Source organism: Pyxidicoccus xibeiensis, assembly GCF_024198175.1.
In the GTDB taxonomy this organism is placed as follows: domain Bacteria; phylum Myxococcota; class Myxococcia; order Myxococcales; family Myxococcaceae; genus Myxococcus; species Myxococcus xibeiensis.
Map to the genome: position 1 here is coordinate 71772 of NZ_JAJVKV010000023.1, position 24568 is coordinate 96339.

26 protein-coding genes and 1 tRNA gene are annotated in these 24568 nt (G+C 70.4%); 18 read left to right on the top strand and 9 right to left on the bottom strand.

Annotation, left to right across the window (positions count from 1 at the left end):
- Position 1: 1 nt before the first annotated feature.
- The 3 genes from fabD to plsX are packed head-to-tail and all read right to left on the bottom strand — an operon-like array spanning position 2 to position 3081.
- On the bottom strand, positions 2-934 hold the full coding sequence (gene fabD, locus LXT23_RS46530; protein WP_253986989.1) for an ACP S-malonyltransferase: 933 nt from the start codon (positions 932-934) through the stop codon (positions 2-4).
- Between the two features lie 45 nt (positions 935-979).
- The gene (locus LXT23_RS46535; RefSeq protein ID WP_253986990.1) at positions 980-1963 is read right to left on the bottom strand and encodes a beta-ketoacyl-ACP synthase III; all 984 of its coding nucleotides are present in this window, start codon (positions 1961-1963) and stop codon (positions 980-982) included.
- Between the two features lie 56 nt (positions 1964-2019).
- Positions 2020-3081: a phosphate acyltransferase PlsX gene (gene plsX, locus LXT23_RS46540; protein ID WP_253986991.1), complete on the bottom strand. Its 1062-nt coding sequence runs from the start codon at positions 3079-3081 to the stop codon at positions 2020-2022.
- A 467-nt stretch (positions 3082-3548) separates the two neighbouring features.
- On the opposite strand from plsX, the gene rpmF reads away from it, so the two are divergent.
- The gene (gene rpmF / locus LXT23_RS46545) at positions 3549-3737 is read left to right on the top strand and encodes a 50S ribosomal protein L32 (RefSeq protein WP_253986992.1); all 189 of its coding nucleotides are present in this window, start codon (positions 3549-3551) and stop codon (positions 3735-3737) included.
- Positions 3738-3869: 132 nt separating this feature from the next.
- Here rpmF and LXT23_RS46550 read toward each other — a convergent pair whose 3' ends face one another.
- Positions 3870-4475 (bottom strand): YceD family protein, encoded by a 606-nt coding sequence (locus LXT23_RS46550; RefSeq protein ID WP_253986993.1) that lies wholly within the window; start codon positions 4473-4475, stop codon positions 3870-3872.
- A 206-nt stretch (positions 4476-4681) separates the two neighbouring features.
- Between LXT23_RS46550 and LXT23_RS46555 the strand changes: the two genes are divergently transcribed.
- The 6 genes from LXT23_RS46555 (at position 4682) to LXT23_RS46580 (ending at position 9716) form a co-directional block, all read left to right on the top strand.
- Positions 4682-5560: a tetratricopeptide repeat protein gene (locus LXT23_RS46555; protein WP_253986994.1), complete on the top strand. Its 879-nt coding sequence runs from the start codon at positions 4682-4684 to the stop codon at positions 5558-5560.
- Complete coding sequence (locus LXT23_RS46560) at positions 5557-6060, top strand: hypothetical protein (protein WP_253986995.1); 504 nt, start codon at positions 5557-5559, stop codon at positions 6058-6060. Before LXT23_RS46555 ends, LXT23_RS46560 begins: the two co-directional genes overlap by 4 nt.
- 76 nt (positions 6061-6136) lie before the next feature.
- A complete protein-coding gene (locus LXT23_RS46565; protein ID WP_253986996.1) occupies positions 6137-6817 on the top strand; it encodes a response regulator in 681 nt (226 codons plus the stop codon).
- A 20-nt stretch (positions 6818-6837) separates the two neighbouring features.
- Complete coding sequence (locus LXT23_RS46570; protein WP_253986997.1) at positions 6838-8199, top strand: sensor histidine kinase; 1362 nt, start codon at positions 6838-6840, stop codon at positions 8197-8199.
- A 12-nt stretch (positions 8200-8211) separates the two neighbouring features.
- On the top strand, positions 8212-9156 hold the full coding sequence (locus LXT23_RS46575) for a metallophosphoesterase family protein (protein ID WP_253986998.1): 945 nt from the start codon (positions 8212-8214) through the stop codon (positions 9154-9156).
- Positions 9157-9218: 62 nt separating this feature from the next.
- Positions 9219-9716 carry a SixA phosphatase family protein gene (locus LXT23_RS46580; protein ID WP_253986999.1) on the top strand — a complete coding sequence of 166 codons (498 nt, stop codon included), beginning with the start codon at positions 9219-9221 and terminating at the stop codon, positions 9714-9716.
- Between the two features lie 3 nt (positions 9717-9719).
- Here LXT23_RS46580 and LXT23_RS46585 read toward each other — a convergent pair whose 3' ends face one another.
- Together LXT23_RS46585 and LXT23_RS46590 are read right to left on the bottom strand one after the other, a co-directional pair.
- Positions 9720-10166 carry a DUF1634 domain-containing protein gene (locus tag LXT23_RS46585; protein WP_253987000.1) on the bottom strand — a complete coding sequence of 149 codons (447 nt, stop codon included), beginning with the start codon at positions 10164-10166 and terminating at the stop codon, positions 9720-9722.
- On the bottom strand, positions 10163-11005 hold the full coding sequence (locus tag LXT23_RS46590) for a sulfite exporter TauE/SafE family protein (protein WP_253987001.1): 843 nt from the start codon (positions 11003-11005) through the stop codon (positions 10163-10165). Before LXT23_RS46590 ends, LXT23_RS46585 begins: the two co-directional genes overlap by 4 nt.
- A gap of 183 nt (positions 11006-11188) precedes the next feature.
- On the opposite strand from LXT23_RS46590, the gene LXT23_RS46595 reads away from it, so the two are divergent.
- The 11 genes from LXT23_RS46595 (at position 11189) to LXT23_RS46645 (ending at position 21651) form a co-directional block, all read left to right on the top strand.
- Complete coding sequence (locus LXT23_RS46595; protein WP_253987002.1) at positions 11189-11878, top strand: response regulator; 690 nt, start codon at positions 11189-11191, stop codon at positions 11876-11878.
- 118 nt (positions 11879-11996) lie between these two features.
- On the top strand, positions 11997-13262 hold the full coding sequence (locus LXT23_RS46600) for an OprO/OprP family phosphate-selective porin (protein ID WP_253987003.1): 1266 nt from the start codon (positions 11997-11999) through the stop codon (positions 13260-13262).
- Between the two features lie 41 nt (positions 13263-13303).
- Entirely contained in the window at positions 13304-14125 is an 822-nt protein-coding gene (locus LXT23_RS46605; RefSeq protein ID WP_253987004.1) for a phosphate ABC transporter substrate-binding protein, read from the top strand.
- Positions 14126-14184: 59 nt separating this feature from the next.
- Positions 14185-15177: a phosphate ABC transporter permease subunit PstC gene (gene pstC / locus LXT23_RS46610; protein WP_253987005.1), complete on the top strand. Its 993-nt coding sequence runs from the start codon at positions 14185-14187 to the stop codon at positions 15175-15177.
- On the top strand, positions 15174-16085 hold the full coding sequence (pstA, locus tag LXT23_RS46615; protein ID WP_253987006.1) for a phosphate ABC transporter permease PstA: 912 nt from the start codon (positions 15174-15176) through the stop codon (positions 16083-16085). The genes pstC and pstA overlap by 4 nt, the downstream gene beginning before the upstream one ends.
- A gap of 47 nt (positions 16086-16132) precedes the next feature.
- A complete protein-coding gene (gene pstB, locus LXT23_RS46620) occupies positions 16133-16876 on the top strand; it encodes a phosphate ABC transporter ATP-binding protein PstB (RefSeq protein ID WP_253987033.1) in 744 nt (247 codons plus the stop codon).
- A 21-nt stretch (positions 16877-16897) separates the two neighbouring features.
- Entirely contained in the window at positions 16898-17584 is a 687-nt protein-coding gene (gene phoU, locus LXT23_RS46625) for a phosphate signaling complex protein PhoU (RefSeq protein WP_253987007.1), read from the top strand.
- Between the two features lie 93 nt (positions 17585-17677).
- Complete coding sequence (locus LXT23_RS46630; RefSeq protein WP_253987008.1) at positions 17678-18892, top strand: glycosyltransferase; 1215 nt, start codon at positions 17678-17680, stop codon at positions 18890-18892.
- A 56-nt stretch (positions 18893-18948) separates the two neighbouring features.
- Positions 18949-19806 (top strand): metallophosphoesterase family protein, encoded by an 858-nt coding sequence (locus LXT23_RS46635; protein WP_253987009.1) that lies wholly within the window; start codon positions 18949-18951, stop codon positions 19804-19806.
- 96 nt (positions 19807-19902) lie between these two features.
- Positions 19903-20286 carry a response regulator gene (locus LXT23_RS46640; RefSeq protein WP_253987010.1) on the top strand — a complete coding sequence of 128 codons (384 nt, stop codon included), beginning with the start codon at positions 19903-19905 and terminating at the stop codon, positions 20284-20286.
- 78 nt (positions 20287-20364) lie between these two features.
- Entirely contained in the window at positions 20365-21651 is a 1287-nt protein-coding gene (locus LXT23_RS46645; RefSeq protein ID WP_253987034.1) for a hemolysin family protein, read from the top strand.
- A gap of 72 nt (positions 21652-21723) precedes the next feature.
- On the opposite strand, the gene LXT23_RS46650 is transcribed toward LXT23_RS46645, so the two are convergent.
- The 3 genes from LXT23_RS46650 to LXT23_RS46660 form a co-directional block, all read right to left on the bottom strand.
- Entirely contained in the window at positions 21724-22971 is a 1248-nt protein-coding gene (locus tag LXT23_RS46650) for a fibronectin type III domain-containing protein (RefSeq protein ID WP_253987011.1), read from the bottom strand.
- Between the two features lie 243 nt (positions 22972-23214).
- A tRNA-Arg gene (locus LXT23_RS46655) sits at positions 23215-23287 on the bottom strand.
- A gap of 140 nt (positions 23288-23427) precedes the next feature.
- Positions 23428-24384: a fibronectin type III domain-containing protein gene (locus LXT23_RS46660; protein ID WP_253987012.1), complete on the bottom strand. Its 957-nt coding sequence runs from the start codon at positions 24382-24384 to the stop codon at positions 23428-23430.
- Positions 24385-24568: the final 184 nt, after the last annotated feature.

A 24568-nucleotide genomic window follows, 5' to 3' on the forward strand; every position in this document is an offset into this window, starting at 1 on the left:
CTCACCCCAGCGCCGCGAGGACCTTCTCCAGGCCCGCGGCGTCTTCCACGTTGAACGTTTCGATGTCCTTGGTGATGCGCTTGACCAGGCCGCACAGCACCTTGCCCGGCCCCAGCTCCACCACGCGGGTGACGCCCTCGGCCTTCAGCGCCTCCACGCACTCGATCCAGCGCACCGGCGAGCTCACCTGCTCCAAGAGCAGCGGGACGATGCGCGAGGCGTCCGCGTTGGGACGGGCCTCCACGTTGCTCACCACCGGCACCGAGGGGGCCTTCACCTGGACGCGGCCCAGCACCTCGGCCAGCCGGGGCTTCACCGGCTCCATCAGGGCGCAGTGGAAGGGGGCGGACACCGGTAGCGGCATCACCCGCTTGGCGCCGGCCTCCTTGCACTTCACCCCGGCGCGCTCCACCGCCGCGGCGTCCCCGGCGATGACCGTCTGCTCGGGCGAGTTGTAGTTGGCGGGGGCCACCACCTGGCCCTCGGCCGCCGCGTCACAGGCCGCCTTCACCTTCTGGGGCTCCAGGCCCAGGATGGCGGCCATGGCGCCCACGCCCGCGGGCACCGCCTCCTGCATGAAGGTGCCGCGCGCGCGCACCGCCCGGGCCGCGTCCCCCAGGGACAGGGCGCCGGCGGCCACCAGCGCGGAGTACTCGCCCAGCGAGTGCCCCGCCACGAAGGCCGGCACGGGCCCCCGCTTGGAGAAGACGGCGTGCGCCGCCACCGACACGGTCAGGATGGCCGGCTGGGTGTTGGCCGTCAGCTTCAGCGCGTCTTCCGGGCCCTCGAAGCACAGGGTGGACAGCTTCTCTCCCAGCGCCTCGTCCGCCGCCTCGAAGACGGCCCGGGCCTCCGGGAACTTCTCGAACAGGTCCCTGCCCATCCCCACGGCCTGGCTGCCCTGCCCGGGAAACACGAACGCGACCTTCGCCATTGCGATCTCCGCCTCCTGAAACCGTCAGTCCCGAAAAGCCGTCCACTACCAGCGCACGACGGCGCTGCCCCACGTCATGCCCGCTCCAATCGCCATCATCGCGATGACCTGCCCGCGCTGGAGCTTCCCGGCGCGGTGGGCCTCGTCCAGCGTCATGGGCAACGAGGCGGACGACGTGTTGCCGTACTTGTGCAGGTTCAGCCAGCACTTGTCTCGCGGAATCTCCAGCCGCTCGAGCGCGGCGTCCAGGATGCGGGCATTGGCCTGGTGGGCGATGACGTGGTCCACCTGCCCCGGGACCAGGCCGTGCGTCGCCAGCGCCTCCTGGGTGGACTCCACCAGCGCGCGCACCGCGAACCGGAACACCTCACGCCCGTTCATGTGCAGCGTGTTCAGCCGCGCCCGCACTGCTTCCTCCGTCATGGGCGTGCGCGAGCCGCCCCCGGGGATGGTGATGAGCTCCGCCAGCCCTCCGTCCGAGTGCAGGTGGGTGGAGAGGATGCCGCGCTCCGCGTCGTCGCCGGGCGACAGCACCATGGCCCCGGCCCCATCGCCGAAGAGGATGCAGGTGTTGCGGTCGTCCGGGTTCACCACCCGGCTGAGCAGCTCCGCGCCGATGACGAGCGCCTTGCGCACCTGCCCGGAGCGGATGAACTGGTCCGCCACGCTCATGGCGTACAGCGAGCCGGCGCACGCGGCGCCCACGTCGAAGGCGAAGGCCCGCCGCGCGCCCAGCTTCGCCTGGACGAAGGCCGCGCACGACGGCATGGGCATGTCCGCCGTAATCGTGCCCACCACGATGAGGTCCAGCTCCTCCGGCGCCACGCCCGCCATGTCCAGCGCGCGGCGCGCGGCGTGGACGGCCATGTCGCTGGTGGCTTCGTCAGGGGCGGCCTGGCGGCGCTCCTGGATGCCGGTGCGCTCGCGAATCCACGAGTCCGAGGTGTCGACGCGCTTCTCGAGCTCGTGGTTGGTGATGACCCGGGAGGGGGCGTAGGAGCCGGTTCCGATGATGTGCGTGCATGCCACGAGGGTTCTCCAGAGGGAGAGACGTCCGTCGGAACCCAACGCCCGGGGCCCGCTCTCTAATCGGGAACGGCCTCGTCTGTCGCCTTTTTTCCCCTCTGGTGAGTAGGGAGCCAGACACTGGCCCGCTCAATGCAGCGCGTCAGCTCGTCCTGGACGCCGCCCTCCGCCATGGCCAGCGCCGCCGCCAGCGCGTTGTGGAGGGCGCGGGGAGTCGAGCGGCCATGCGCCACGATTCCCACCCCCTGGATGCCCAGCAGTGGAGCGCCGCCATACTCCGCGTAGTCCACCACCCGGCGCAGGCCGGCCAGGGCGGGCTGGAGCAGCATCGCGCCCACCTTCTCCGCCAGGCCGCCCCGCTTCTCGATTGCCTGGCGCAAGAGGCCGATGACGCCCATGCCCACGCCCTCGGACGTCTTGAGGACGACGTTGCCGGTGAAGCCGTCGGTGACGACCACCTGCACGTCACCGGAGAAGAGGTCCTTGCCCTCCACGTAGCCCACGAAGTCCAGGTCCGACTGGCGCAGCAGCTCGCTGGCCTCGCGGGTGAGGGGCGTCCCCTTTGAGGGCTCCTCTCCATTGGAGAGCACCGCCACCCGGGGCCGGGGCACGCCCAGGCGGGCGCGCACGTACGCCTCGCCCATGACGGCGAACTGGGCCAGGTGCGAGGGGCGGCAGTCCACGTTGGCGCCCGCGTCCAGCAGCAGGCAGCGCCCCCCGCCCTTGAGGGCCGGGAAGAGCGTGGCGATGGCCGGCCGCTCCACCCCGGGCAGCCGCCCCAGCGTCAGCAGCCCGCCCGCCATGACGGCGCCGGAGTTGCCCGCGGACACCAGCGCGTCCGCCTTCCCCTCCCGCACCAGCTCGAAGCCCACCCTCAGGGACGAGTCCCGCTTGCGGCGGAAGGCCGAGGACGCGTGCTCGTCCATCTCCACCACCTCCGAGGCATGGTGTACGTGGAGGTTGGCGGGCGGCCGGGCACGCGCCAGCAGCGGGGCCAGCTTCTCCCGGTCTCCCACCAGCAGCACCTGGTGCTCCCGGTGCGCCCGCGCGAAGAGCACCGCGCCCTCCACGGGGGCGGCGGGGGCGAGATCGCCGCCCATGGCATCCAGCACCAGCCTCATCCCCGCCCTCCCCACGTCTGCCTGCTCGCCATGCGATTCCCGGTTTCCGGCCCTCGCCTCCGGGGCACGGGCGGCGCGCAGCACACCAGGAACCCCCCAGGGGGGCAACGACTGCCTTGCCCCGGCGGGTAGAGGCGAGGCCCCCCGCCGGGCTGGAGAGAAATGAGCCCCTCCTTTCGGGCGTTGTCACCGGCGCCACCTGGAGGTAGGAGGGTGCGCGGCCCGGGGATGGCAGATCGCGCTCGGGGCCGTGGAAGGCGCATTGACTCGGGGGCTGCGAGCCGCTAGGGTCCGCCGCCTTCCGAAGCCGGACAGGGAGTACGGGAGCCCTCGGGCGACCCCTCCAGACCGGTGTCGGGCATAGAGTGTTGCGCAGGCAGCCGGGGACCCCGGCACAGCGCTTGAGACATTGGACTCAACCGGTCCGGATTCAACGCTCCGGGTTGGCGTCGATACAGAGGTGAGCCGTGGGTGTCCCCAAGAAGCGTACTTCGAAGATGCGTCGCGACCGCCGCCGCGCGGCCAACAGCAACCTGCGCGTCGCCGTGCAGGTGACCAAGTGCCCCAACTGCAAGGAGCCGGTGATGCCTCACCGCGCCTGCAGCGCTTGCGGCCAGTACAAGGGCCGCGAGGTGCAGCCCCAGGTCAACGCCTAGTCCCAGCCACACCGGCGCCTCCCCTGGCGCCGGAAGCACGAAGGGCCGCGCCTCCTGCTGCTGGAGGTCGCGGCCCTCGTCATTTCCAGCCGTGAAGCACGGCGGCCCCTGCCCCGCGGGCCGCCTCGGACGTCAGTTGTCCAGCTTGATGTTCTTCAGCGCGGCCAGGCGCGGGTCCACGGGCTTCGTCTCGCACGAGCACTTCGCCTCGTTCCAGTTGATGCCGCACTGCGGGCACAGCCCCTTGCAGTCCTCGCGGCAGACCGCGTTCATCGGCATGGCCAGCAGCAGCTGCTCCCGGACGATGGGGTCCAGGTCGATGGTCTTCCCGTCGAAGACCTCCTCGTCCGCGTCCTCCAGCTCGAACGAGCCGCCCACCTCTCCCTGGGCGCGCTCCTTCTTCTCCATGGCGGACTCGTCCTCCTTCTTCAGGAAGTCGTCGCCACGCACCAGCGACTCCGGCACCAGGTTGAGGGTGAAGGACACCGGCACCTTCATGTCCACCGGGCCCAGGCAGCGCTTGCACTCGCTGGTGACGTGGGCCGAGAACTGGCCCTCCAGCAGCACGCCGCCGCTCACCTTGCGCAGGGACGCCTTCAGGGTGGCGGGACTCGCCGCCCGGAAGCCGGTGTCGTCGCCGGAGTCCGCGCCGCTCAGTGCGTCACCGAGCAGCTTGAGGGCGATGGGCTCCTCCAGCTTGAGCCCTGTCTCCTTGATTTGTTCAATCTTTACGAGCATTTACGCGAATTCCAGGCAAAAAGGGCGGGCAACATAGAGGGCGGGCCCTCCAGCGTCAACACGCCCCTGTCCAACGCCGCCACGAAGATGTCACCCCTCCGTCACCCGCCGCGGGTGCCCTTCGTGGAATCTCTCCATAACGCTTTGATAGGGTCGGTTTGATGCACGGGCATGGCAGGTGGTCTCGCGTAGGGGTCCTCCTCCTGGTGGTGGGCCTGGGAGCCCCGCCGGCGTGGACGCGGCCCCTCTTCCCCACGCCTGTCCGCTCGCAGCTCGGGCCGGCGAGCCCGGAGCTCACCCGGGCACGCGCGCAGATAGACGCTGGCGAGTTCGAGGAGGCCCGGCGCACGCTGCTGGCCGGCCTGGACTCGGCCGACCTCACGGACGACCAGCTGGTGGAGCTCTACCGGCTGCTGGGCCTCACCGCGCTCTACCTGGGCGACGAGGCGCAGGCGCGCGAGGCCTACGAGAAGCTGCTCCAGGCGCGGCCGGACTACGAGCTGCCCCGCGGCGCCCCGCCGAAGCTCCGCGCGCTCTACGCGCGCATCAAGGAGGACATCAAGAGCCGCCGCGTCCGCCCCGTCACCCTGGACGTGGACCCGATTCCGGACCCTCCCGGCGGCGAGCCGGTGGTGGTGGATGCCACCATCCAGGAGCTGGCGCTGGGGGCCCGCGCCCGCATCTTCTACCGGCGCGCCGGGGACGTGCCCTTCAACTCCGTGGACTTCGTGCGCGAGCGCGGCGGCACGGAGCGCTACCGCGCGGTGCTGCCCGCGTACGACGTACCCGCCGAGCCCGAGCCCTACGAGGTGGAGTACTACTTCGAGGTGGCGGACGCGGCCCAGCGCCGGCTCGCGGGCCGGGGTGACTCGTTCCAGCCGCTGGTGTTCCAGGTGGCGCCCCAGGCTTCCGCCGCGCCCGCCGCCGAGGTCTCCTCCGGACGCCCCTGGTACAAGAGCCCGTGGCTGTGGGTCGCCGTGGGCGCGGTGGCCATCGGCGGCACGGCGGGCGTGGTGGCCCTCTCCTCCTCCGAGGAGCGTGGCCGCGTCCCCATCACCATCCGCGTGGACCCCGCCTCGCCATGAGCCCCCGCCTCCCGACCTCCCTGCTCCTCCTCGCGCTGTCCGCGTGTGGCTCCGGCGCCGCGCCCGCCGGCCGCTTCGGCCTGGAGGTGGTGATGGAGCGCGCCGTCGCCACCGAGCTGACCGCGCTCCAGGTCGCCGTCCTCACCAGGGGCTCCAGCCGCAGCTGCACGGAGCTGCAGCGCACCTGCCTGTCCACCCAGGTGAAGCGCGAGGACCTGGTGGTGCTGGAGGACGCGGACGGCAACGAGGGCCGCGCGCTGCGCTTCCCGGTGGACCTGGCGGCGCTGCAGTCCGGCGCGGGCCTGGACCTGGCGGTGGACATCCCCGTGGGCCGCGACTACGCGCTCGTCATCGAAGCGGTGGCCCCCGGGAGCCCTCCGCGCTTCCTGGGCAGCTCCTGCAACTACCTCAAGGTGGTCAACGCCGGTGACAACGCGGCGGTGATTGCCGCGCCCCTGACGCTGACCGAGAAGGACTGCGACCCGTCCATCGCTCCCTGAGCCGGCGGGCATCCGGACTCCCGCGAGGAGTCCTCGCAGCACACGCTATGGAAGAAGGACTTTCGAGAGGACCTTCATGACGCGCATCCTCATCATCGAGGACGAGCAGGATCTCGCCGGGCTCGTCGACTACAACCTCCGCGCCGCGGGCTTCGAGACGGAGACGGCCAACACCGGCGCGGGCGGCCTGGCCCGTGCCCGCGCCACCCCGCCGGACCTGGTGCTGCTGGACCTGATGCTGCCGGACGTGGCGGGCGGCGAGGTGCTGCGCATGCTCAAGCAGGACCCGGAGCTGCGAAAGACGTCCGTCATCATCGTCAGCGCCAAGGGGCAGGAGTCGGACCGTGTCCAGGGACTGGAGCTGGGCGCGGACGACTACGTGGTGAAGCCCTTCTCCGTCCGCGAGCTCCTCCTGCGCGTCAAGGCGGTGCTGCGCCGCACGGACGCGGAGGAAGGGCCGGCGGCGGTGCTGGGCGCGGGGGACATCGTCCTGGACACGTCGCGCCACCAGGTGCGCGTGAAGGGCGAGGAGGTGGTGCTCACCGCCCTGGAGTTCCGCCTGCTGCGCACGCTGCTGGAGCGCAGTGACCGCGTGCAGACGCGCGAGGTGCTCCTGTCCGACGTCTGGGGCATCCAGGCGGAAATCCACACCCGCACCGTGGACACGCACATCAAGCGGCTGCGCGAGAAGCTGGGCCCCGCTGGCGACATCATCGAGACGGTGCGCGGCGTGGGCTACAAGCTCAGCCCTCCGTAGCGCCAAGGACGCCCCTGGCCATGCCCCTGCGCGCCACACTCCTGCCCCTCCTGCTGCCCGCCGCCGTGGTGGCCCTCCTCGTCGCCACGCTGGACACGCCCCAGGGCGCGGCGGCCGCGGCGCTCGTCACGCTGGCCGGCTCGCTCATGGCCCTGGGCGTCAGCCGCGGCGCCATGCAGGAGCAGCTCGACACCCTCACCCGCCACACGCGCGGCCGCGCCGAGGGCGCCACGGGTGCGCCCGCCCCGGGCCCCGAGCAGCTGGAGGAGGTGGCCAGCCTGGGCGGTGCCATCGACTCGCTCCACGCCCAGCTCTCCGCGCAGAACGCGGCGCTCACCCAGGAGGCGCGCACCCTCACCGCCGTGCTGGACGGCATGGCCGAGGGCATCTGGGTGACGGACGCGGAGGGCACCGTGGTGCGCCACAACGACGCGCTCCGCGACCTGCTCCAGCCCGCCGGAGGCCACATCATCGGCCAGCGCCCGCTCGCCCTCATCCGCGACGAGCTGCTCCACGACGCCGTCATGAGGGCCTGCCGCGAGGGCGCCTCCACGCGGCTGGAGCTGGCGCTCGAGGGGCTGTTCCCCCGCACGCTCTCCGTCCGGGTGACGCCGCTGGGGAGGGATTTGCCGGGCAGCGCCGCCGTCTTCCACGACGTCACCGAGCTGCGCCGCCTGGAGAAGGTGCGCAAGGACTTCGTGGCCAACGTGTCCCACGAGCTGCGCACGCCGATTACCGCCATCCGCGGCTATGCGGAGACGCTGCAGGGTGGCGCGCTGACCGACGCCGTCATGGCGCCGAAGATGGTGGAGATCATCCACCGCCAGTCGGAACGCCTCTCCGAGCTGGTGGAGGACCTGCTGGAACTGTCCCGCCTGGAGTCGCGCGAGGTGCGCCTGAGGCTCACCGAGGTGACTCTGGCGGAGGCCGCCGCCCGCGCCACCGACACGGTGCGTCCCAAGGCGGAGGGCAAGGGCCAGCGTGTTTCACTCCACGTTCCACCGGACCTGCGTGCCCTGGGAGACCCGCGCGCGGTGGAGCAGGTGCTGCTCAACCTCCTGGACAACGCGGTGAAGTACACGCCACCGGGTGGGCGGGTGGACGTATACGGAGCGTGTGAGGACGGCAGGTGCGTGGTGCGCGTCAAGGACACCGGGCTGGGAATCGAGCCCAAGCACCTGTCCCGCATCTTCGAGCGCTTCTACCGGGTGGATAAAGGTCGCAGCCGCGACATGGGGGGCACCGGCCTGGGCCTGTCCATCGTCAAGCACCTGCTGGGGGCCATGGACGGGGAGGTCAGGGTGGAGAGCCAGCCCAACGTGGGCAGCACCTTCACCATTTTTCTTCCCCTGGTTGCTCCCGCAAAGGCGGCGACCGGATAGGATGGGGCGACCATGCGGGTCGCCATCCTCGCGGACATCCACGGCAATCTTCCTGCCTGCGAGGCCGTCCTCGAGGACATCGCGCGCTCTGTCGCGCCCGACTTCATCGTCGCCGCGGGGGACCTGGCCCTGCGGGGCGCCCACCCGAAGGAGACGGTGGACCTGCTCTTCGACCGCTGCGACTCGGTGCTGATGGGCAACACCGACTGCTACCTCGCGGGCAACTACCTGGGTGGGGCGTACCGCGAGCGGGACCACTGGAAGACGGAGCTGTTGCGCTGGACGAGGGATCAGCTGGGCGGAGAGCTGCTGCAGAAGCTGGGCGCCCTGCCCTTCTCCGTGCGCTACACGCCGCGCAAGGGGCAGGACCTCTTCGTCTGCCACGCCAACCCGCGCAACCTGGAGGAGTCGCTGGACCCCACGCTGGATGACGTGGCGGTGCGCCGCTTCTTCAGCCACCTGGACGCAGCCGCGTGCGCCTTCGGCCACCTGCACTTCCCCTACCGCCGCCGCGTGGGCCGCATGCTCATCGCCGACGTGGCCAGCGCCGGCATTCCGCGCGACGGGGATTTGCGCCCCGCCTACGGCGTCTTCACCTTCACGCCCAAGGGCTGGCGCGTGCAGATCCGCCGCGTGCGCTACCCGGTGCGCAAGGCCACCCAGGCCCTCACCGCGCGCCGCGTCCCCGGCGGCCCGCTGCTCATCCACAAGCTGGTGGAGGCGCGCTACCGCCACCACAACGCGCTGATGGAGGCCGCGCGCCGCCACTCCGGCCTGCCGCCCGCGGGGCCCGTGCTGCGCCCGCCGCCCGGCACCGTCGCGCGCAACGCGGCCACCCCGCTGGACGGCCGCCCGCCCCCGGACGTGGACCCCGCCACCCTGCCCACGGACCTGGACGGCACCGTGACGGACGCCTCACCGCTGCCGCCGGACGTGTTCAACGACATGGAAGGCTGATGAACGTTGTCGCCGTGCCGTTGCTTGCGCGCGGACGCGGGCGGTGATTCACGGCCGCCACCATGTCTCCGAGAGAACTGCCGCTCCTGCTCGTCCGCCACGCCGTGGCCGAGGACTCACACGTCCTGGGTGACGAGGCCCGGGCCCTCACGTCGGAGGGCCGCGAGGCCTTCCGCCACCACGCGCGCAGGATGGCGCGCCTCACGCCGCTGAGGGGCATCGTCACCAGCCCGCTGGTGCGCGCCGTCCAGACGGCGGAGCTGCTGGTGGAGGCCTTCGGCCTGTCCAGCGTGGAGGTCCACCCCGCGCTGCTGCCCCGAAAGGGCGCGCACAAGCGCATCCTCAAGCTGGCCCGCGAGCTGGGCCCCGGCTGGGCCCTGGTGGGCCACAACCCGTCGCTGGAGCGCGCCGCCACGCTCGCGCTCGAGGGCGCGCAGCTGCCGGACAAGCTGCGCAAGGGCGCCGCCGTGGCCCTGCGCCCGCTCGCGGACGACGCCTACACGCTCGCGTGGTGGGCCAGCCCGGGCCGCCCCGTGAAGCGCCCGGGAGAGCGGCGCTGAGCGTCAGCCCTCGGCCGCGCCCAGCAGGAAGGACGCGAGGAGCAGGCCCAGCACCGTGGTGGTGATGGCCACGTAGAGCCGGTCCTTCTGCTGCCGGAAGATGAGCAGCGACAGGGCCACCCGCATCACCGGCACGGCCATCATCACCAGCAGCCCCGCCATGACGAAGGACTGGCCCCGCGCCGCCATCGCCCCGGCCAGCACCTCCCGCAGGCCATGGGGCACGGCGTGCGGCTCGGTGAAGCGCTGCAGCGCCTCCGCCGACACGAGGTAGTCCGGGTGGCGCAGGAATGTCATCAGCGTGCCCAGCGTCACCAGCGACAGGCTGGCCAGCACGCCGTAGCGCAGCAGGTCACTGATGAGCAGCTCCGGCGTCAGCGCCACCGTCTCCGGCACCGGCGCGGCGACGGCGTCCTCCCGCGCGGCTCCGGGCTCCCGCTCCCCGCTCATGACGTCCACCCCTTGTGCAGCATCTCGTACGCCACCCACAGCAGTACGCCCACGAAGAGGCCGCGCAGCCAGGTGCTGTTCACCCGGCCCATCAGGTGGCGAGAGCCCAGCCACGCGCCAATCGTGACGCCCACGCACACCGGGCCCGCGATGAACGGGTCGATGTGGCCTCTGGCGAAGTAGACGCCCGCGCTGGCCGCCGCCGTCACGCCAATCATGAAGTTGCTGGTGGCGGTGGAGACCTTCAGCGGCAGCCGCATGGCCAGGTCCATGGCGGGGACCTTCAGCGCCCCCGAGCCGATGCCCAGCATGCCGCTCACCGTGCCCGCCACGTACATCAGCCCCAGCCCCGCGAGCGGCCGGGTGACGCGGTAGGACACCTCGCGCCCGGCGGCCTCGTCCCAGTAGCTGCCGTGCAGCCCCAGCCGGTCCGCCAGCGCGTCCGGCGGCACCTCCGCCTCCTCCCCCGCGCGCATCCGCCGCAGCATGGCCAGCGCCGAGTACGCCATGACGCCGCCGAACACGAAGAACACGCCGCGCCCGCCCACCAGGCCGGAGAGGAACGCGCCGGTGAGCGCCCCCGCCGTGGTGGCCAGCTCCAGGAACATGGCCACCCGCATGTTGGCCATGCGCTCGCGCACGTACGCCGCCGCCGCCCCGCTGGACGTGGCGATGACGGAGACGATGGACGCCCCCACCGCGTAGCGGATGTCCACCTTCAACCACAACGTGAGCACGGGAATCAGCAGGAGCCCGCCGCCCAGGCCCAGCAGCGAGCCCAGCAGCCCTGCCCCCACGGAGAAGGCCAGGACGACCAGCGTGAAGAGGAAGGGAGTCATTCGAGCGGCGCCCATCCTTCCTCTCCCGGCCTCCGTTTCCAACCACGCCGCCGGGCCACCGCTGCCTGGCTGCCTGCTTCCTTGGGGCCTCGGGGCCTTGAAGTCCGCCTTTCCAGGCAGTCACGAAGTTGTTGCCGCCGTGTCACGACACCGCAAATGCGCGGGGCGCACATTGCGTGCGCTATGCCCCATGTCCTCATCGTCGACGACGAGCAAGACCTCGCCGAGCTCATCGACTTCAACCTGCGCGGGGCCGGCTTCACCACGCGCGTGGCCCACGCCGGAGAGTCGGCCCTCTCCTTCGCCCGGGAGCAGCGCCCGGACCTGGTCCTGCTGGACCTGATGCTCCCGGACATGTCCGGCATGGACGTCTGCCGGCAGCTGCGGGCCGCCTCGCTCACGCGGGACGTGCTCATCGTCATGCTCACCGCCAAGGGCGAGGAAGGCGACCGCATCCACGGCTTCGAGGCGGGCGCGGACGACTATGTCGTCAAGCCCTTCAGCGTGCGCGAGCTGGTGCTGCGCCTCAAGGCCATCCTCCGCCGCAGCAGCCCCCCCCGCGACGGCGCCGCACCGCTGGTGCTCGGCGCCCTCAAGCTGGACGTGGGCTCCCACCGCTTCTACGTCGAGGGCAAGGAGGTCCAGCTCACCGCGCTCGAGTTCCGCCTGCTGGAGCACCTGATGACCCGCCTGGGCCGCGTGCAGACGCGCGAGCAGCTCCTGGAGGAGGTCTGGGGCCTGTCCAGCTCCCTGGAGACGCGCACCATCGACACCCACGTCATGCGCCTGCGCGACAAGCTCGGCTCCGCGCGCGCGCTGCTGGAGACCGTGCGCGGTGTCGGCTACCGCATCATCGACCCGTCCACCGTGTGACGCGCCGTCACACAGCCGTGATGCACCTTCACCCACTTGTGACAAGCAGGCCCTCAAAAGGCCACACAGCCACCGTAGATCGCCCCGAGTCGTAACCAACCGGAGCCCCCAGACACCTATGCGCAATCTCCTCGTTGCACTGTTCACCTTGACCTCCAGCGTGGCGCTGGCGCAGGCGGCCGAGCCGCAGCCCGGCACCGGTGATGCGACGACGCCCTCCACCACCGAGACGTCCTCGACGGAGACCTCCACGACGGCCGCCGCCGAGCCGTCGCTCGACGAGCGGATCACCACCGCCGAGGGAAAGATCGCCTCGTTCGAAGAGCAGAACATCGAGACGAAGAACGACCTGTCTTCGCTCAAGAAGCTGAAGTTCTCCGGCTACGTGCAGGGCCGCTACCAGTACCAGGAGGCCGACGAGACGGGCGAGGACATCCGCCTGACGGACAGCTTCAGCCGCTTCTCCGTGCGCCGCGGCCGCATCAAGGCCACGTACACCGCGGACTACGCCCAGTACGTCCTGCAGATTGACGCGGTGCCGGACGGCGTCACCCTGAAGGACGCCGAGGCGACCTTCTTCATCCCCGGCACCAAGCAGGCCATGTCGCTCACGCTGGGCGCCACCAAGTGGGGCTTCGGCTACGAGGTGCCCCAGTCCTCCAGCGACCGTGAGTTCCCCGAGCGCACCCGCGTCGTGCGCGCCTTCCTGCCCGGCGAGCGTGACCTCGGCCTGAAGTTCAACGGCAAGTTCGGCGTGCTGCGCGTCACCGCCGGCCTCTTCAACGGCGCCAGCTCCGCCACCCCGCTGGACGCGGACAAGGAGAAGGACGTCATCGGCCGCATCGGCTTCGACCTCAAGTGGCTGTCCGGTGGCGTGTCCGGCTGGTACGGCGGCGCCATGGCCCGCCGCACCACCGGCGCCGAGCCCGACACCTACCGCCGCTACTACGACCGCTACCGCGTCGGCGCGGACCTCCAGGCCTACTTCGACGTGATTCCCCTGGGCGGCACCGCCATCAAGGCCGAGTACATCGCCGGCAAGACGTACGGCGGCGCCACCAACGCCACCAACGTGGACGTGCCCGCCAGCGGCTGGTACGCGCTGCTCGTCCAGAACCTCGGCCTGAGCAACGCCGTCGCCGTCCGCTACGACTACTTCGACCCGGCCAACGGCACCAAGGCGCGCGCTGCCTCGAACGGCATCCGGCCGGCCAGCACCAACGCCGTGGGGACTCTCGGCGTGGCGCTGCTGCATTACTTTGGCGAGAACCTGAAGCTCACCGCCGCCTACGAGCTGCCCATGACGGCCACCGTCGAGGACGTGGACGCGGTGGAAGACCCCGCGGACAACCTCTTCACCCTCCAGCTCCAGGCGCGCTTCTAGTCGTCACGCGCCTGTCACCTTCCACAGGGAGACACATCCAGATGAAGACCTTCCTCAAGTCGCTCGTCACCGTGCTCATGTTGGCCCTCCCGGTAGCCGCCCAGGCGGGCACCGTCACCGTCAAGGGCTCGGACACCATGGTCATCCTCGGACAGCGCTGGGCCGAGGAGTTCATGAAGAAGAGCTCCGCCACCAAGGTGCAGGTCACCGGCGGTGGCTCCGGCACGGGCCTGGCCGCCCTGCAGAACGGCACCACCGACATCGCCATGTCCAGCCGGGAGATGAAGGAGGCGGAGGGCGAGAAGCTGCGCACCCGCTACAACACCACCGGCACGGAGATTGCCGTCGCCAAGGACGGCGTCACCTTCTACGTCAACGAGGGCAACCCGGTGACGTCCCTCACCATGGAGCAGCTGCGCGACATCTACCTGGGCGACATCACCAACTGGAAGCAGGTCGGCGGCCCGGACGCGGCCATCGTCGTCTACTCCCGCGAGAACTCCTCCGGCACGTATGTGTTCGTGAAGGACAACGTCCTCAACGGTGAGGACTTCGCCTCCTCCGCCCAGACGCTGCCCGGCACCGCCGCGGTGGTGAACGCCGTCGCCAAGGAGAAGCACGGCATCGGCTACGGCGGCGCCGCCTACGCCAAGGGCATCAAGGAGCTGAAGGTCAAGAAGGGCAACGAGGAGATTGCCCCCACGGCCGACAACATCAAGTCCGGCAAGTACCCCCTGTCGCGCAACCTGTTCTTCTACCTGCGCAACAAGCCGGCGGGTGAGGTCAAGGCCTTCATCGACTTCGCCCTGTCCCCCGAGGGCCAGGCTGTCGTCACCAAGGTCGGCTACTTCCCCGTGAAGTAGAGACGGCGTCACACGATTGTCACGCGAGGCCCTGACGCACTATGGATAGACAGGCGATCATGCAGCAGGGTCTCACGGAAACCATGGCGGTGCCGCGGCTGTCCGCGGCCGCGCGCCGCCGGCAGCTTCGGGAGAAGGTCATCGCGGGCTTCATCACGCTGATGGCCTTCACCGGCATCGCCGCCCTCCTCCTCATCATCATCTTCGTGGCCAAGGAAGCGCTCGCGCTCTTCCTGGAGCCGGAGGCCCGCCACGAGGCCGGGCTCTCCAAGATGTTCCTGCCGCAGGTGGCCCGCCAGGGCCGCCCGGCGACCTTCACCTGGCAGCCGGTCTCCAATATCCCGAAGGTCAGCATGATTCCGCTGTTCATCGGGACGCTGAAGACCACCGCCGTCTCCATGCTGGTGGCCGTGCCGGTGGGCGTCTTCGGCGCCCTCTACGCCGCCGAGTTCGCGCCCCGCCGCCTGCGCGAACTGCTCAAGCCCGTCATCGAGCTGCTCGCCGGCATCCCCTCGGTGGTGCTGGGCTTCTTCGCGCTGATGGTGATGGCCACCTTCCTGCAAGAGACCCTGGGCCTCAACACCCGCCTCAACGCGGTGGTGGCCGGCCTGGGCCTGGCGCTCGCCATCGTCCCCGTCATCTTCACCGTGGCGGAGGACTCGCTCACCGCGGTGCCGCGCAGCTACCGCGAGGCGTCGCTGGCGCTGGGCGCCACGCCCTGGGAGACAGCCTGGAAGGTGGTGCTCCCCGCCGCGGCCCCCGGCATCCTCGCCGCGTGCGTGCTGGGCTTCGGCCGCGCCATCGGCGAGACGATGATCATCCTCATGGCCTCCGGTAACGCGGCCATCGTCTCCGCGGACTTCGGGGACTCGGTGCGCTCGCTGTCGGCCACCATCGCCGCGGAGATGGGCGAGGTGGTGGTGGGCAGTCCCCACTACTCCATCCTCTTCTTCATCGGCGTGCAGCTGTTCGTCTTCACCTTCATCCTCAACATGCTGGCCTCCACCTGGACGAAGAAGGTCATCAAGCGGCTGACCGGGAGCGCCTCGTGAAGTACGCCTCGCGCCGTGCGGTGGGGCTGGCCCTCACCACCCTCACCGGGCTGGCCGCGTTCCTCATGGTGGGGATGCTGGCCCTCATCCTGCTGGACGTGTTCGTCAATGGCGCCGGCCACGTCACCTGGACGTTCCTCAGCCAGCCGCCGAGCGACGGCATGATGGGCGGCGGCATCTTCCCCGCCATCATCGGCACCGCGATGCTCACCCTGCTGATGACGGTGGCGGTGATGCCGGTGGGCGTGCTGACGGCCGTCTACCTCCACGAGTACGCCGCGCCGGACTCGCGCCTCGCGCGCTGGGTGCGCGTGGCCGTGGTGAACCTGGCGGGCGTGCCCTCCATCGTCTTCGGCCTCTTCGGCCTGGGCTTCTTCATCCTCTTCGTCGGCCGGGGCATGGACCGCGTGCTGGGCCATGAAGAGCTGTACTGGGCGCAGCCCGGCATCCTCTGGGCGTCGCTCACCCTGGCGGTGCTGACGCTGCCGGTGGTCATCGTCTCCACCGAGGAGGCGCTGCGCGCGGTGCCCATGGACCACCGCACCGCCAGCCTGGCGCTGGGCGCCACCCAGTCCCAGACTCTGGGGCGGGTGGTGCTGCCGGGCGCGCTGCCGGGCATCCTCACCGGGGCCGTGCTGGCCATCTCCCGCGGCGCGGGCGAGGTGGCGCCCATCCTCTTCACCGGCGCGGCCTACTTCCTCCCGGACCTTCCCAGCAGGCTCAACTCCCAGTTCATGCACCTGGGCTACCACACGTACGTGCTGGCCACCCAGTCCCCGGATGTGGAGGCCACCCGCCCGCTGTTGTATGCGACGGTGCTGGTGCTGCTGCTGCTCACCTTCGCCCTCAACCTCGTCGCGGTCATCATCCGGACGCGCACGCGCCGCAAGGCCGCGGGCGCCCATTGACGGTACGCCATCCCATGTCCATCCAGCACCACACCCCGCGCGCGAAGATGGAGGCGCGGGAGCTGACCCTGCGCTACGGCACGAAGACGGCCATCAACAAGGTCTCCCTCTCCATCCTGGACAGGCAGGTGACGGCCCTCATCGGCCCCTCCGGCTGCGGCAAGTCCACCTTCCTGCGCTCGCTCAACCGGATGAACGACCTCATCCCGGGCACCAACCTCACCGGCACCATCCTGCTGGACGACACGGACATCAACGACCGCAGCGTGGACGTGGTGGACCTGCGCCGGCGCGTGGGCATGGTCTTCCAGAAGTCCAACCCCTTCCCGAAGAGCATCTTCGAGAACGTGGCCTATGGCCTGCGCGTGGGCGGGATGAAGGACAAGACGGAGCTCGCCTCCCGGGTGGAGAAGTCCCTGCGCGGCGCGGCCCTCTGGGACGAGGTGAAGGACCGCCTCAACGAGAGCGCCCTGGGCCTGTCCGGCGGCCAGCAGCAGCGCCTGTGTATTGCCCGCGCCATGGCCGTGGAGCCCGAGGTGCTGCTGATGGACGAGCCGGCCAGCGCGCTGGACCCCATCGCCACCGCGAAGATCGAAGAGCTCATCCACGAGCTGAAGGCGCACTACACCATCGCCATCGTCACGCACAACATGCAGCAGGCGGCCCGCGTGTCGGACCGCACGGCTTTCTTCTACATGGGAGAGCTGGTGGAATGCGGGGCGACGGAGCAGATCTTCACCAACCCGCGCGAGAAGCGCACCGAGGACTACGTCACCGGGAAGTTCGGGTGAGCGGAAGAAGGGACATGGGAGATGCCGGCGACCCACACTGACAAGGCCTTCGAGCAGGACCTGCGGGACCTGCGCGAGAAGCTCCTCGCGATGGGGGCCAAGGTGGAGAACCTCATCGCGCAGAGCATGAAGGCCCTCACCGAGCGCGACAGTCCGCTCGCGGAGAAGGTCGTCGCGGCGGACAAGGACGTCAACCGCCTGGAGGTGGAGATTGACGAGCTGTGCCGGCGCATCCTCGCGCTGCGCCAGCCGGCCGCCAGTGACTTGCGCCTCATCACCACCGCGCTGAAGATCGTCACCGACCTGGAGCGCATCGGCGACCTGACGGTGAACATCGCCGAGCGCTCCATGGACCTGAACCAGGTCCCCCCGCTGGCCCCGTACGTGGACACGCCGCGGCTGGCGGAGCTGGCGCAGCAGCAGGTGAAGAAGGCCCTGGACGCCTTCGTCTCCGGCGACGTGCACAAGGCGGAGGAGGTCCTCCAGGGCGATGACCTGCTGGATGCCCTCTTCCTGAAGATCTTCAACGAGCTCCTCGCGTACATGATGGAGGACTCGAAGAACATCCGCCGCGCCACGGCGCTGATGTTCATCGCCAAGCACCTGGAGCGCATCGGCGACCACGCGATGAACGTGGCGGAGATGGTCGTCTACATGGTGCGGGGCAAGGACATCCGCCACCCGCGCAGCCGCAACCTCACCGACTAGACAGGCGCGCTTCACCCGCCTGTCACGGCGATTTGCCCCGCGCGCCCCGCGCGCTTCGCGGACCTGACGCGGGGCGCCTCTAGCGTTCGGGGCATGACCTTCGCTTCCGGCCTCCTGCTCGTCGCCGCCTGCTTCGGCCTCACCGCCCTCCTCGTCCAGTACCTCTTCGTCCTGCGCCACCGGCGCGAGCCTCCGCGGCCCCTGCCCGAGAGCGCCCGCCGGCCCGGCATCTCCATCCTCAAGCCGCTGTGCGGCGTGGATGACGACCTGGAGGCCAACCTCGAGCAGTTCGCCCGGCTGGACTACGCGGGCGAGTACGAGGTGGTGCTGGGCGTGAAGGACGCCCGGGACGCGGCCTTCGCGGTGGCGCGGGCGGCGGTGGCGCGGTGGCCGGGCGTCATGCGCCTGGAGCTCCAGGAGGGGGAGCCCGGGCTGAACCCGAAGGTGAATCAGCTCATCACCCTGGCGGACCGGGCGCGGCATGACCTCCTGGTCATCAGCGACAGCAACACGCGCGTGGGGGCGGGCTACCTGGAGGAAATCGCCGCCGGCTTCGCGGACCCGCGGGTGGGCTGCGTGACGCACCCGGTGTCGGGCATCGGTGAGCGCAGCTTCGGCTCGCTGCTGGACAACCTCTACCTGTGCTCCAGCGCGGCGGCGGGGATGATTGCCGCCAAGCGCTGCGCCAACCAGGACATCGTGGTGGGCAAGTCCATGGCGCTGCGCCGCGAGGACGTGGACGCGCTGGGCGGCTTCTTCTCCGTGAAGGACGTGCTGGCGGAGGACTACGTCATCGGCCAGTGGGTGACGCGCAAGCTGGGCAGGACGGTGGTGGTGGCGCGCACGCCGGTGTTCAACGTCTCGCTGCGCAAGAGCGTCAGCGCCTTCTTCCAGCGCTACCTGCGCTGGAGCGTCATCCACCGCACGGCGGTGAGCCCGGGCACGTACCTCGCCCAGTCGCTGCTCAACCCGGTGCCGCTCGCGCTGTCGGGTGCCGTACTCGTCCCCTCCCCCACGGCGGGGATGGTGGCCACGGCGGTGGTGGTGGGCAAGGTGGCGCTGGACCTGCTCACCGTCCGCGCGCTGCGCCCGCAGCCGGTGCCCTGGGACGCGGTGCCGGGCGTGCTCGTCAAGGACGTGCTCCTCTTCCTGGCGTGGTGGCACGGCCTCGTCTTCCGCACGGTGGACTGGCGCGGCACGAAGCTGCGCGTGGCGCCGGGCACCCGCCTCGTCCCGCTGCGCGCACCTGTTGCCGTCCAGACGTCCACCCTTGACGCGGGCGACGAGTTGTTGGACCTCGCGAGCTGACGCGGTCCTGTTTCACACCTCTCGCGCCACGTTCACCAGCGGGCCCTGAAGATGCCTTGGGGAATGCCTATCTCCAGGACATGCCCATCCGGACGCTGGCGCATCTGTCGGATTTGCACCTGGACCTCACCTCGGAGAGCGATGCCTCCGCACGCGCCCTGGTGGAGGCCCTCCAGGCCGAGCGTGTGGACCACGTGGTGGTGACGGGAGACCTGACGCACCAGGGCGCACGCGCGGAGTACCAGCGCTTCGGGGAAATCTTCGCGCCCTTCCTGGACACCGGCCGCCTCACCTTCATCCCCGGCAACCACGACCGGCCCGGGCAGGATGTCGGCGAGCGGTGGATGGACGGACAGAAAGTGCTCACGGTGAAGCAGCCAGGGCTCTACCTGGTCTGCGTGGACTCCACCGGTGTGCACAACCGGAACTACTTCGCGAGCCACGGGGAGCTGTCGCGTCAGACGCTGGACGCGGTGGACGCGGCGCTGGAGGGCGCCCCGTCCGAGGCCCTGACGGCGGTGCTCATCCACCACCACGTGCTGCCGCTGCCGGAGGAGAGCTTCCCGGAGCGGCTGGCCACGCGCCTGGGCTGGCCCCACGCGGCGGAGCTGGCCCTGGGCGCAGAGCTGGTGACGCGCATCCAGGGACGGTGTGACCTGGTGCTGCACGGCCACCGGCACCGCCCTCGCGAGCGGGTGCTGGAGGAGGCCGGGCCCCGGCCGCTGCGCATCTACAACGCGGGCAGCTCCACCGAGCTGGGCCGCTTCCGGGTGTTCCAGCACTCGGCTGGCCGCCTGCTCGGCGAGCCGGCGTGGTGCCGCTCGACGGTGCCGGAGCAGCCGAAGTCGGCGAGCCACAACGTGCGCCCCGCGCTCCAGTACCTCTTCGCGCAGCTCGGCGTGGCGCTGTTCTGAGGCCCGCCCGCCTGCTTCCCCGGCAAGCGCCAATCCACCGCTCGCCGCGAATGATGGAACGCTTCAGCGGCGTTCATCTCCTGTCGGGGAGGATGATTGGCGCGACTCGCAACGGACGATGGCGCAAGAAAGGTCCTGGTCGTCGATGACGACGCGGACTGGCGGGAGTTTCTCCGGCTCAGTCTGGAGGACCTTGGCTATGAGACGACCGAGGCTTCGGACGGGCAGGAGGCCCTGGACACGCTGAGACGGGGTGAGCGCTACCGCGTCATGCTCCTGGACCTCAACATGCCGGGCATGAGCGGCCTGGAGGTGGTGGAGCGGCTGCCACGCGGCCAGAACCACCCTCGCATCGTGTTCCTCACCTCGGCGGCGGCCCAGGACGTGGGCAGCGCGCTGCTGTCCGGCCCGCACTACTACCTGCCCAAGGGCGCCAGCAGGGACCAACTGTCACTCCTCTTGCAGTCACTTGGGGAGTGAGGCGCAGGCCCCGGGCAGCTAGGGTAGAGGGCCCTTGAGAGGAGGGCCGTCATCGTCACCGAGCTCGTCATCATCCTGCTGCTGGTCCTCGCCAACGGCGTCTTCGCCGGGGCGGAGCTGGCGGTGCTCTCCCTCCGCCGGACCCGGCTGAAGGAGCTGATCGACGAGGGCAGCAGCTCGGCGAAGGCGGTGGAGGCGCTGCGCGCGGACCCGGAGCGCTTCCTGGCGACGGTGCAGATTGGCATCACCGTCATCGGCGCCACGGCGGCGGCCTTCGGCGGCGCGAGCATCGCCACCCGGCTGGGCGGCGTGCTGGCGTCGCTGGGCGTGCCCGAGCAGCAGGCGGACGACGTCGCCTTCGCCGCGGTGGTGGCCTTCGTCTCGTACCTGTCGCTGGTGCTGGGCGAGCTGGTGCCCAAGTCGCTCGCCCTGCGCGCCGGGGAGCGCTACGCGCTGCTCATCGGCCGGCCCCTGCGCGGGCTGTCCTGGCTGATGCGCCCGGTGGTGTGGTTCCTCACGGCGACGTCCAACGTGGTGCTGCGGCTGTTCGGCGACAGGACGACCTTCGTCGAGGGCCGGCTGTCCGCGGAGGAGCTGCAGCAGCTGGTGGAGGAGGCGGCGAAGCACGGCACGCTGGACCCGAAGGCGGGCGAGATTGCCTCGCGGGCCTTCGAGATGGGCGACCTGACGGTGGGCGAGCTGATGGTGCCTCGCGAGGGCATCGTCGCCCTGCGGCGGCACTCCAGCGCGGACGACATCCGCCAGGTGCTGCTGGAGCGCGGCCACTCGCGCATGCCGGTGTACGAGGACACGCTGGACAACATCGTCGGCTACGTCATCGCCAAGGACCTGCTCGGGGTGGCCTGGGAGGGCAACCTCATCGTCCTCGAGGACGTGATGCGCCCGCCCTTCTTCCTCGTGGAGTCCATGCGCGCCATGGACGCGCTGAAGGAGCTGCAGAAGCGGCGCATGCAGCTGGCCGTCATCGTGGACGAGCGCGGCGGCGTGGTGGGCCTGGTGACGGTGGAGGACCTGGTGGAAGAGCTCGTCGGGGACATCCTGAGCGAGTCGGAGACGCCCGAGGAGTGGGTGAAGCGCGAGGGCCCCTCCGTGGCGGTGGTGCTGGCCTCCGCCAGCCTCCGGGACGTCAACCGCGAGCTGGGCCTGGAGCTGGACGAGGACCAGGACTACTCGACGGTGGCGGGCCTGTGCATCGCCCTGGCCGGGGGTGCCATCCCGGAGCCAGGGGCGAAGCTCCAGGCCGAGGGCGGCCTGGTGATTGAAGTGCTCGACTCCACGCCCCGGCGCGTGCGCACCGTGCGCTTCCACCTGCCGGCGCAGGAGCAGCCCCAGACGGAGGCGTGACGAGGGCCTGAAATGAAGAAGGGCCGGAAGCCCTGGTGGCGTCCGGCCCTCTTTCATTTCAGCGTGCGACGCTCAGCGCGTCAGGGTCGGGCCCGGAACGACGCCGTCCGGGTCCCACACCGGATCGCTGATTCCCGCCTCGTTCACCGCCTCGACGACCACGCGATAGGACTCGCCATTGGTCAGCCCCGTGATCGTGATGTTCAGCTCCGTGGTATCGATGGGCTCCGGGCCACCCGCATCCCTGAACGACACCCGATAGATCTGCACGGGCAGGGCGTTCGGCTCGGTCGGCGGCTGCCAGCGGGCGTGGACCCGGCCGTCTCCCGGCGTGACCACCAGGTTCGTGGGCGGGGACGGCGGAGAGCGGGGAATCTCGAACACCCGCGCCGAGGGCGGACCCACGCCAGCGTCGTTCCTGGCGACCGCCTGGAACGAGTAGAGCTTGTCGATCGGCAGGGTGGAGATGGAGAGCGACCGCGTGAAGGGAGGGAAGAGGGACGCGGTGCGAACGACCGTCTCCGTCATGCCCTCGCGAATCGTCACCAGGACCTCCTTGACCGGGCTGCCACCGTCGTCGGCAATCGACGTGGACAGGATGATGAGCGCCGGCGCGTCCCCGCGCCGGGCATCCAGGGTGGGATAACCCGGCACCGTCCGTGGCGTGACGGCGACGGGCGCCGAGGCCGGGCCCGCGAGCACGGCATTGCTCGCGGCCACGGTGACCGAATAGCGCGTCCCGTTGGTCAGCTCGCTGAACGTGGCGCTCGTCCCCGTCACCGTCTGCGTCGCGACGACCGTCTCCCCCGACAGCAGCTGGACGGTATAGCCGGAGATGGCAAGGCCGGGGGCTTCCGGCTCCGTCCAGGTCACCGTCACCTCCCGGTCGCCCGGCGTCGCGGTGACGGCACGGGGCGCTCCGGGCCTGTCGTACGGCATGACGGCCGCCGAAACCTCCGAGGCCTCGCTCTCGCCAACTTCGTTGATGGCTGCCACGGTGATGACGTACGACGTGCCGTTGGTCAGCCCGGTGACGGTGGCGCTCGTCGTGGTGCTCGTCTCCGTCTTGCGCACCGTCCCGCCCTCCAGGGCGCGCACGGCATAGCTGGTAATGGACTTGCCGCCGTAATAGGCGGGAGGCGTCCAGGACACCGTGACCTGCGAGTTCCCAGGCGTCACCACAAGCTTCGTGGGCGCATCAGGCCTGTCGAAGGCCACGGGAACCCGGTTGTCACCAGGCACGGAGGCCTCGTCACCACAGCCGACGGCTCCGAACAGGACCAACAGGCTCAACGTGTACGCACCTAGACGATTCGTCATACCGCTTCGCTCCTCGCCCACGAAATGGGCGTCAGGAGGAAAAACGTCCCGGAATACCGGACACTTCCGCCGCAAACAAGAGCACCCGGATACGACCCCGCAGGTACTTCGCGGCAGGGCATCCAGGATTTCGGACCGCAGGCGCGTTGGGCCGGAAGCAGGGCGGACAGGCGGCGGCGCTCCGGAAAAAACGAGGGCCCGGACTCAGGAGCAACTCGCACCTGACTCCGGGCCCTTGTCTTCTGCGCGGGATACAGGATTCGAACCTGTGGCCTTTGGCTCCGGAGGCCAACGCTCTCTGGCGCCATCCCCGAGCCGGGGGCGAAGCTCCAGGCCGAGGGCGGCCTGGTGATTGAAGTGCTCGACTCCACGCCCCGGCGCGTGCGCACCGTGCGCTTCCACCTGCCGGCGCAGGAGCAGCCCCGGCCGGAGGCGTGACGCCCTGCCCTCCTGCGCCTACGGCTCCGGCTGCGGCTGCGGAGTCCCGGAGACACGCTCCGAGGTGGGCCCCGTCCCGACGGCATTCCGGGCTGTGACGGTGAAGGAGTAAGTCTCGCCGTTCGTCAGCCCGTTCACGATGAGGCTGAAGCCCTCGGGGACGCCGAAGGACGTCCTGACCAGGGTTTCCCCCACGTATCTCCGGATGATGAACTGGTCCACCGGGCTGCCACCGTCGTCGGCGAGGGTCCACACCACGCGGATGGTCGCGTCGCCCACCTCGAGCGTCACGGTGGGCACGCCCGGGACGGTGCGGGGCGTCACCGCCACCGGCGCCGAGGCCGGCCCCGAGACGACCGCATTGTTCGCCGTCACGGTGACCATGTAGCTGGTTCCATTGGTCAGCCCCGTGAGCGTGGCCGTCGTGCCCGTCACGGACTCCGTCGCCACCACCGTCTCACCCGACAGCGCCCGCACCGTGTAGCCGGTGATGGGCATGCCCGTGTCCAGCGGCGCCGTCCAGGACACCGTCGCCGACCGATTCGCCGGCGTCGCGGTGACCTCGCGCGGCGCTCCGGGAATGGCTCGCGGCCTCACGGGCGCCGAGGGCTCGGACTGGGGGCCCTCACCCACTTCGTTGGTGGCGGCCACGGTGAAGACGTACTCCGCGCCATTGGTCAGGCCCGTGACAGTCGTCCCCAGCGCGGTGAGCGTCTCCGTCTTGACCACCTGCCCCCCCTGCAGCGCGCGCAGGGTGTAGCTGAGGATGGACCGGCCGCCGTTGTGCGCGGGCGCCTGCCAGGACGCAGTCACCTGGGCGTCGCCCGGCACCAGCGCCAGCCGCTGGGGGGCATCGGGCGCATCGAAGACCACAGGCACCCGGTTCCCGGGCGGCTCCTCGGTCTCACCACCGCAGCCGAACGCCCCGACGATTGCCAGCAGACTCAACGCATAGACACCAAGACGCTGCTTCATACCGCTCCAATCCTTGCCCGCTGATGGGCCACGGGAAAAGCGTTCCCGAATAGCGGACAGTTCCGGAGCGCACAAGAGCACGCCGATACGAGCCGGCAGGGACTGTGGGACAGGGCATCCGCGACACCGGGCCCAGGGGCTCGGTGGGCCGTGCGCAGGGCGGTCAGGCGGTGCTCCGGAAAAA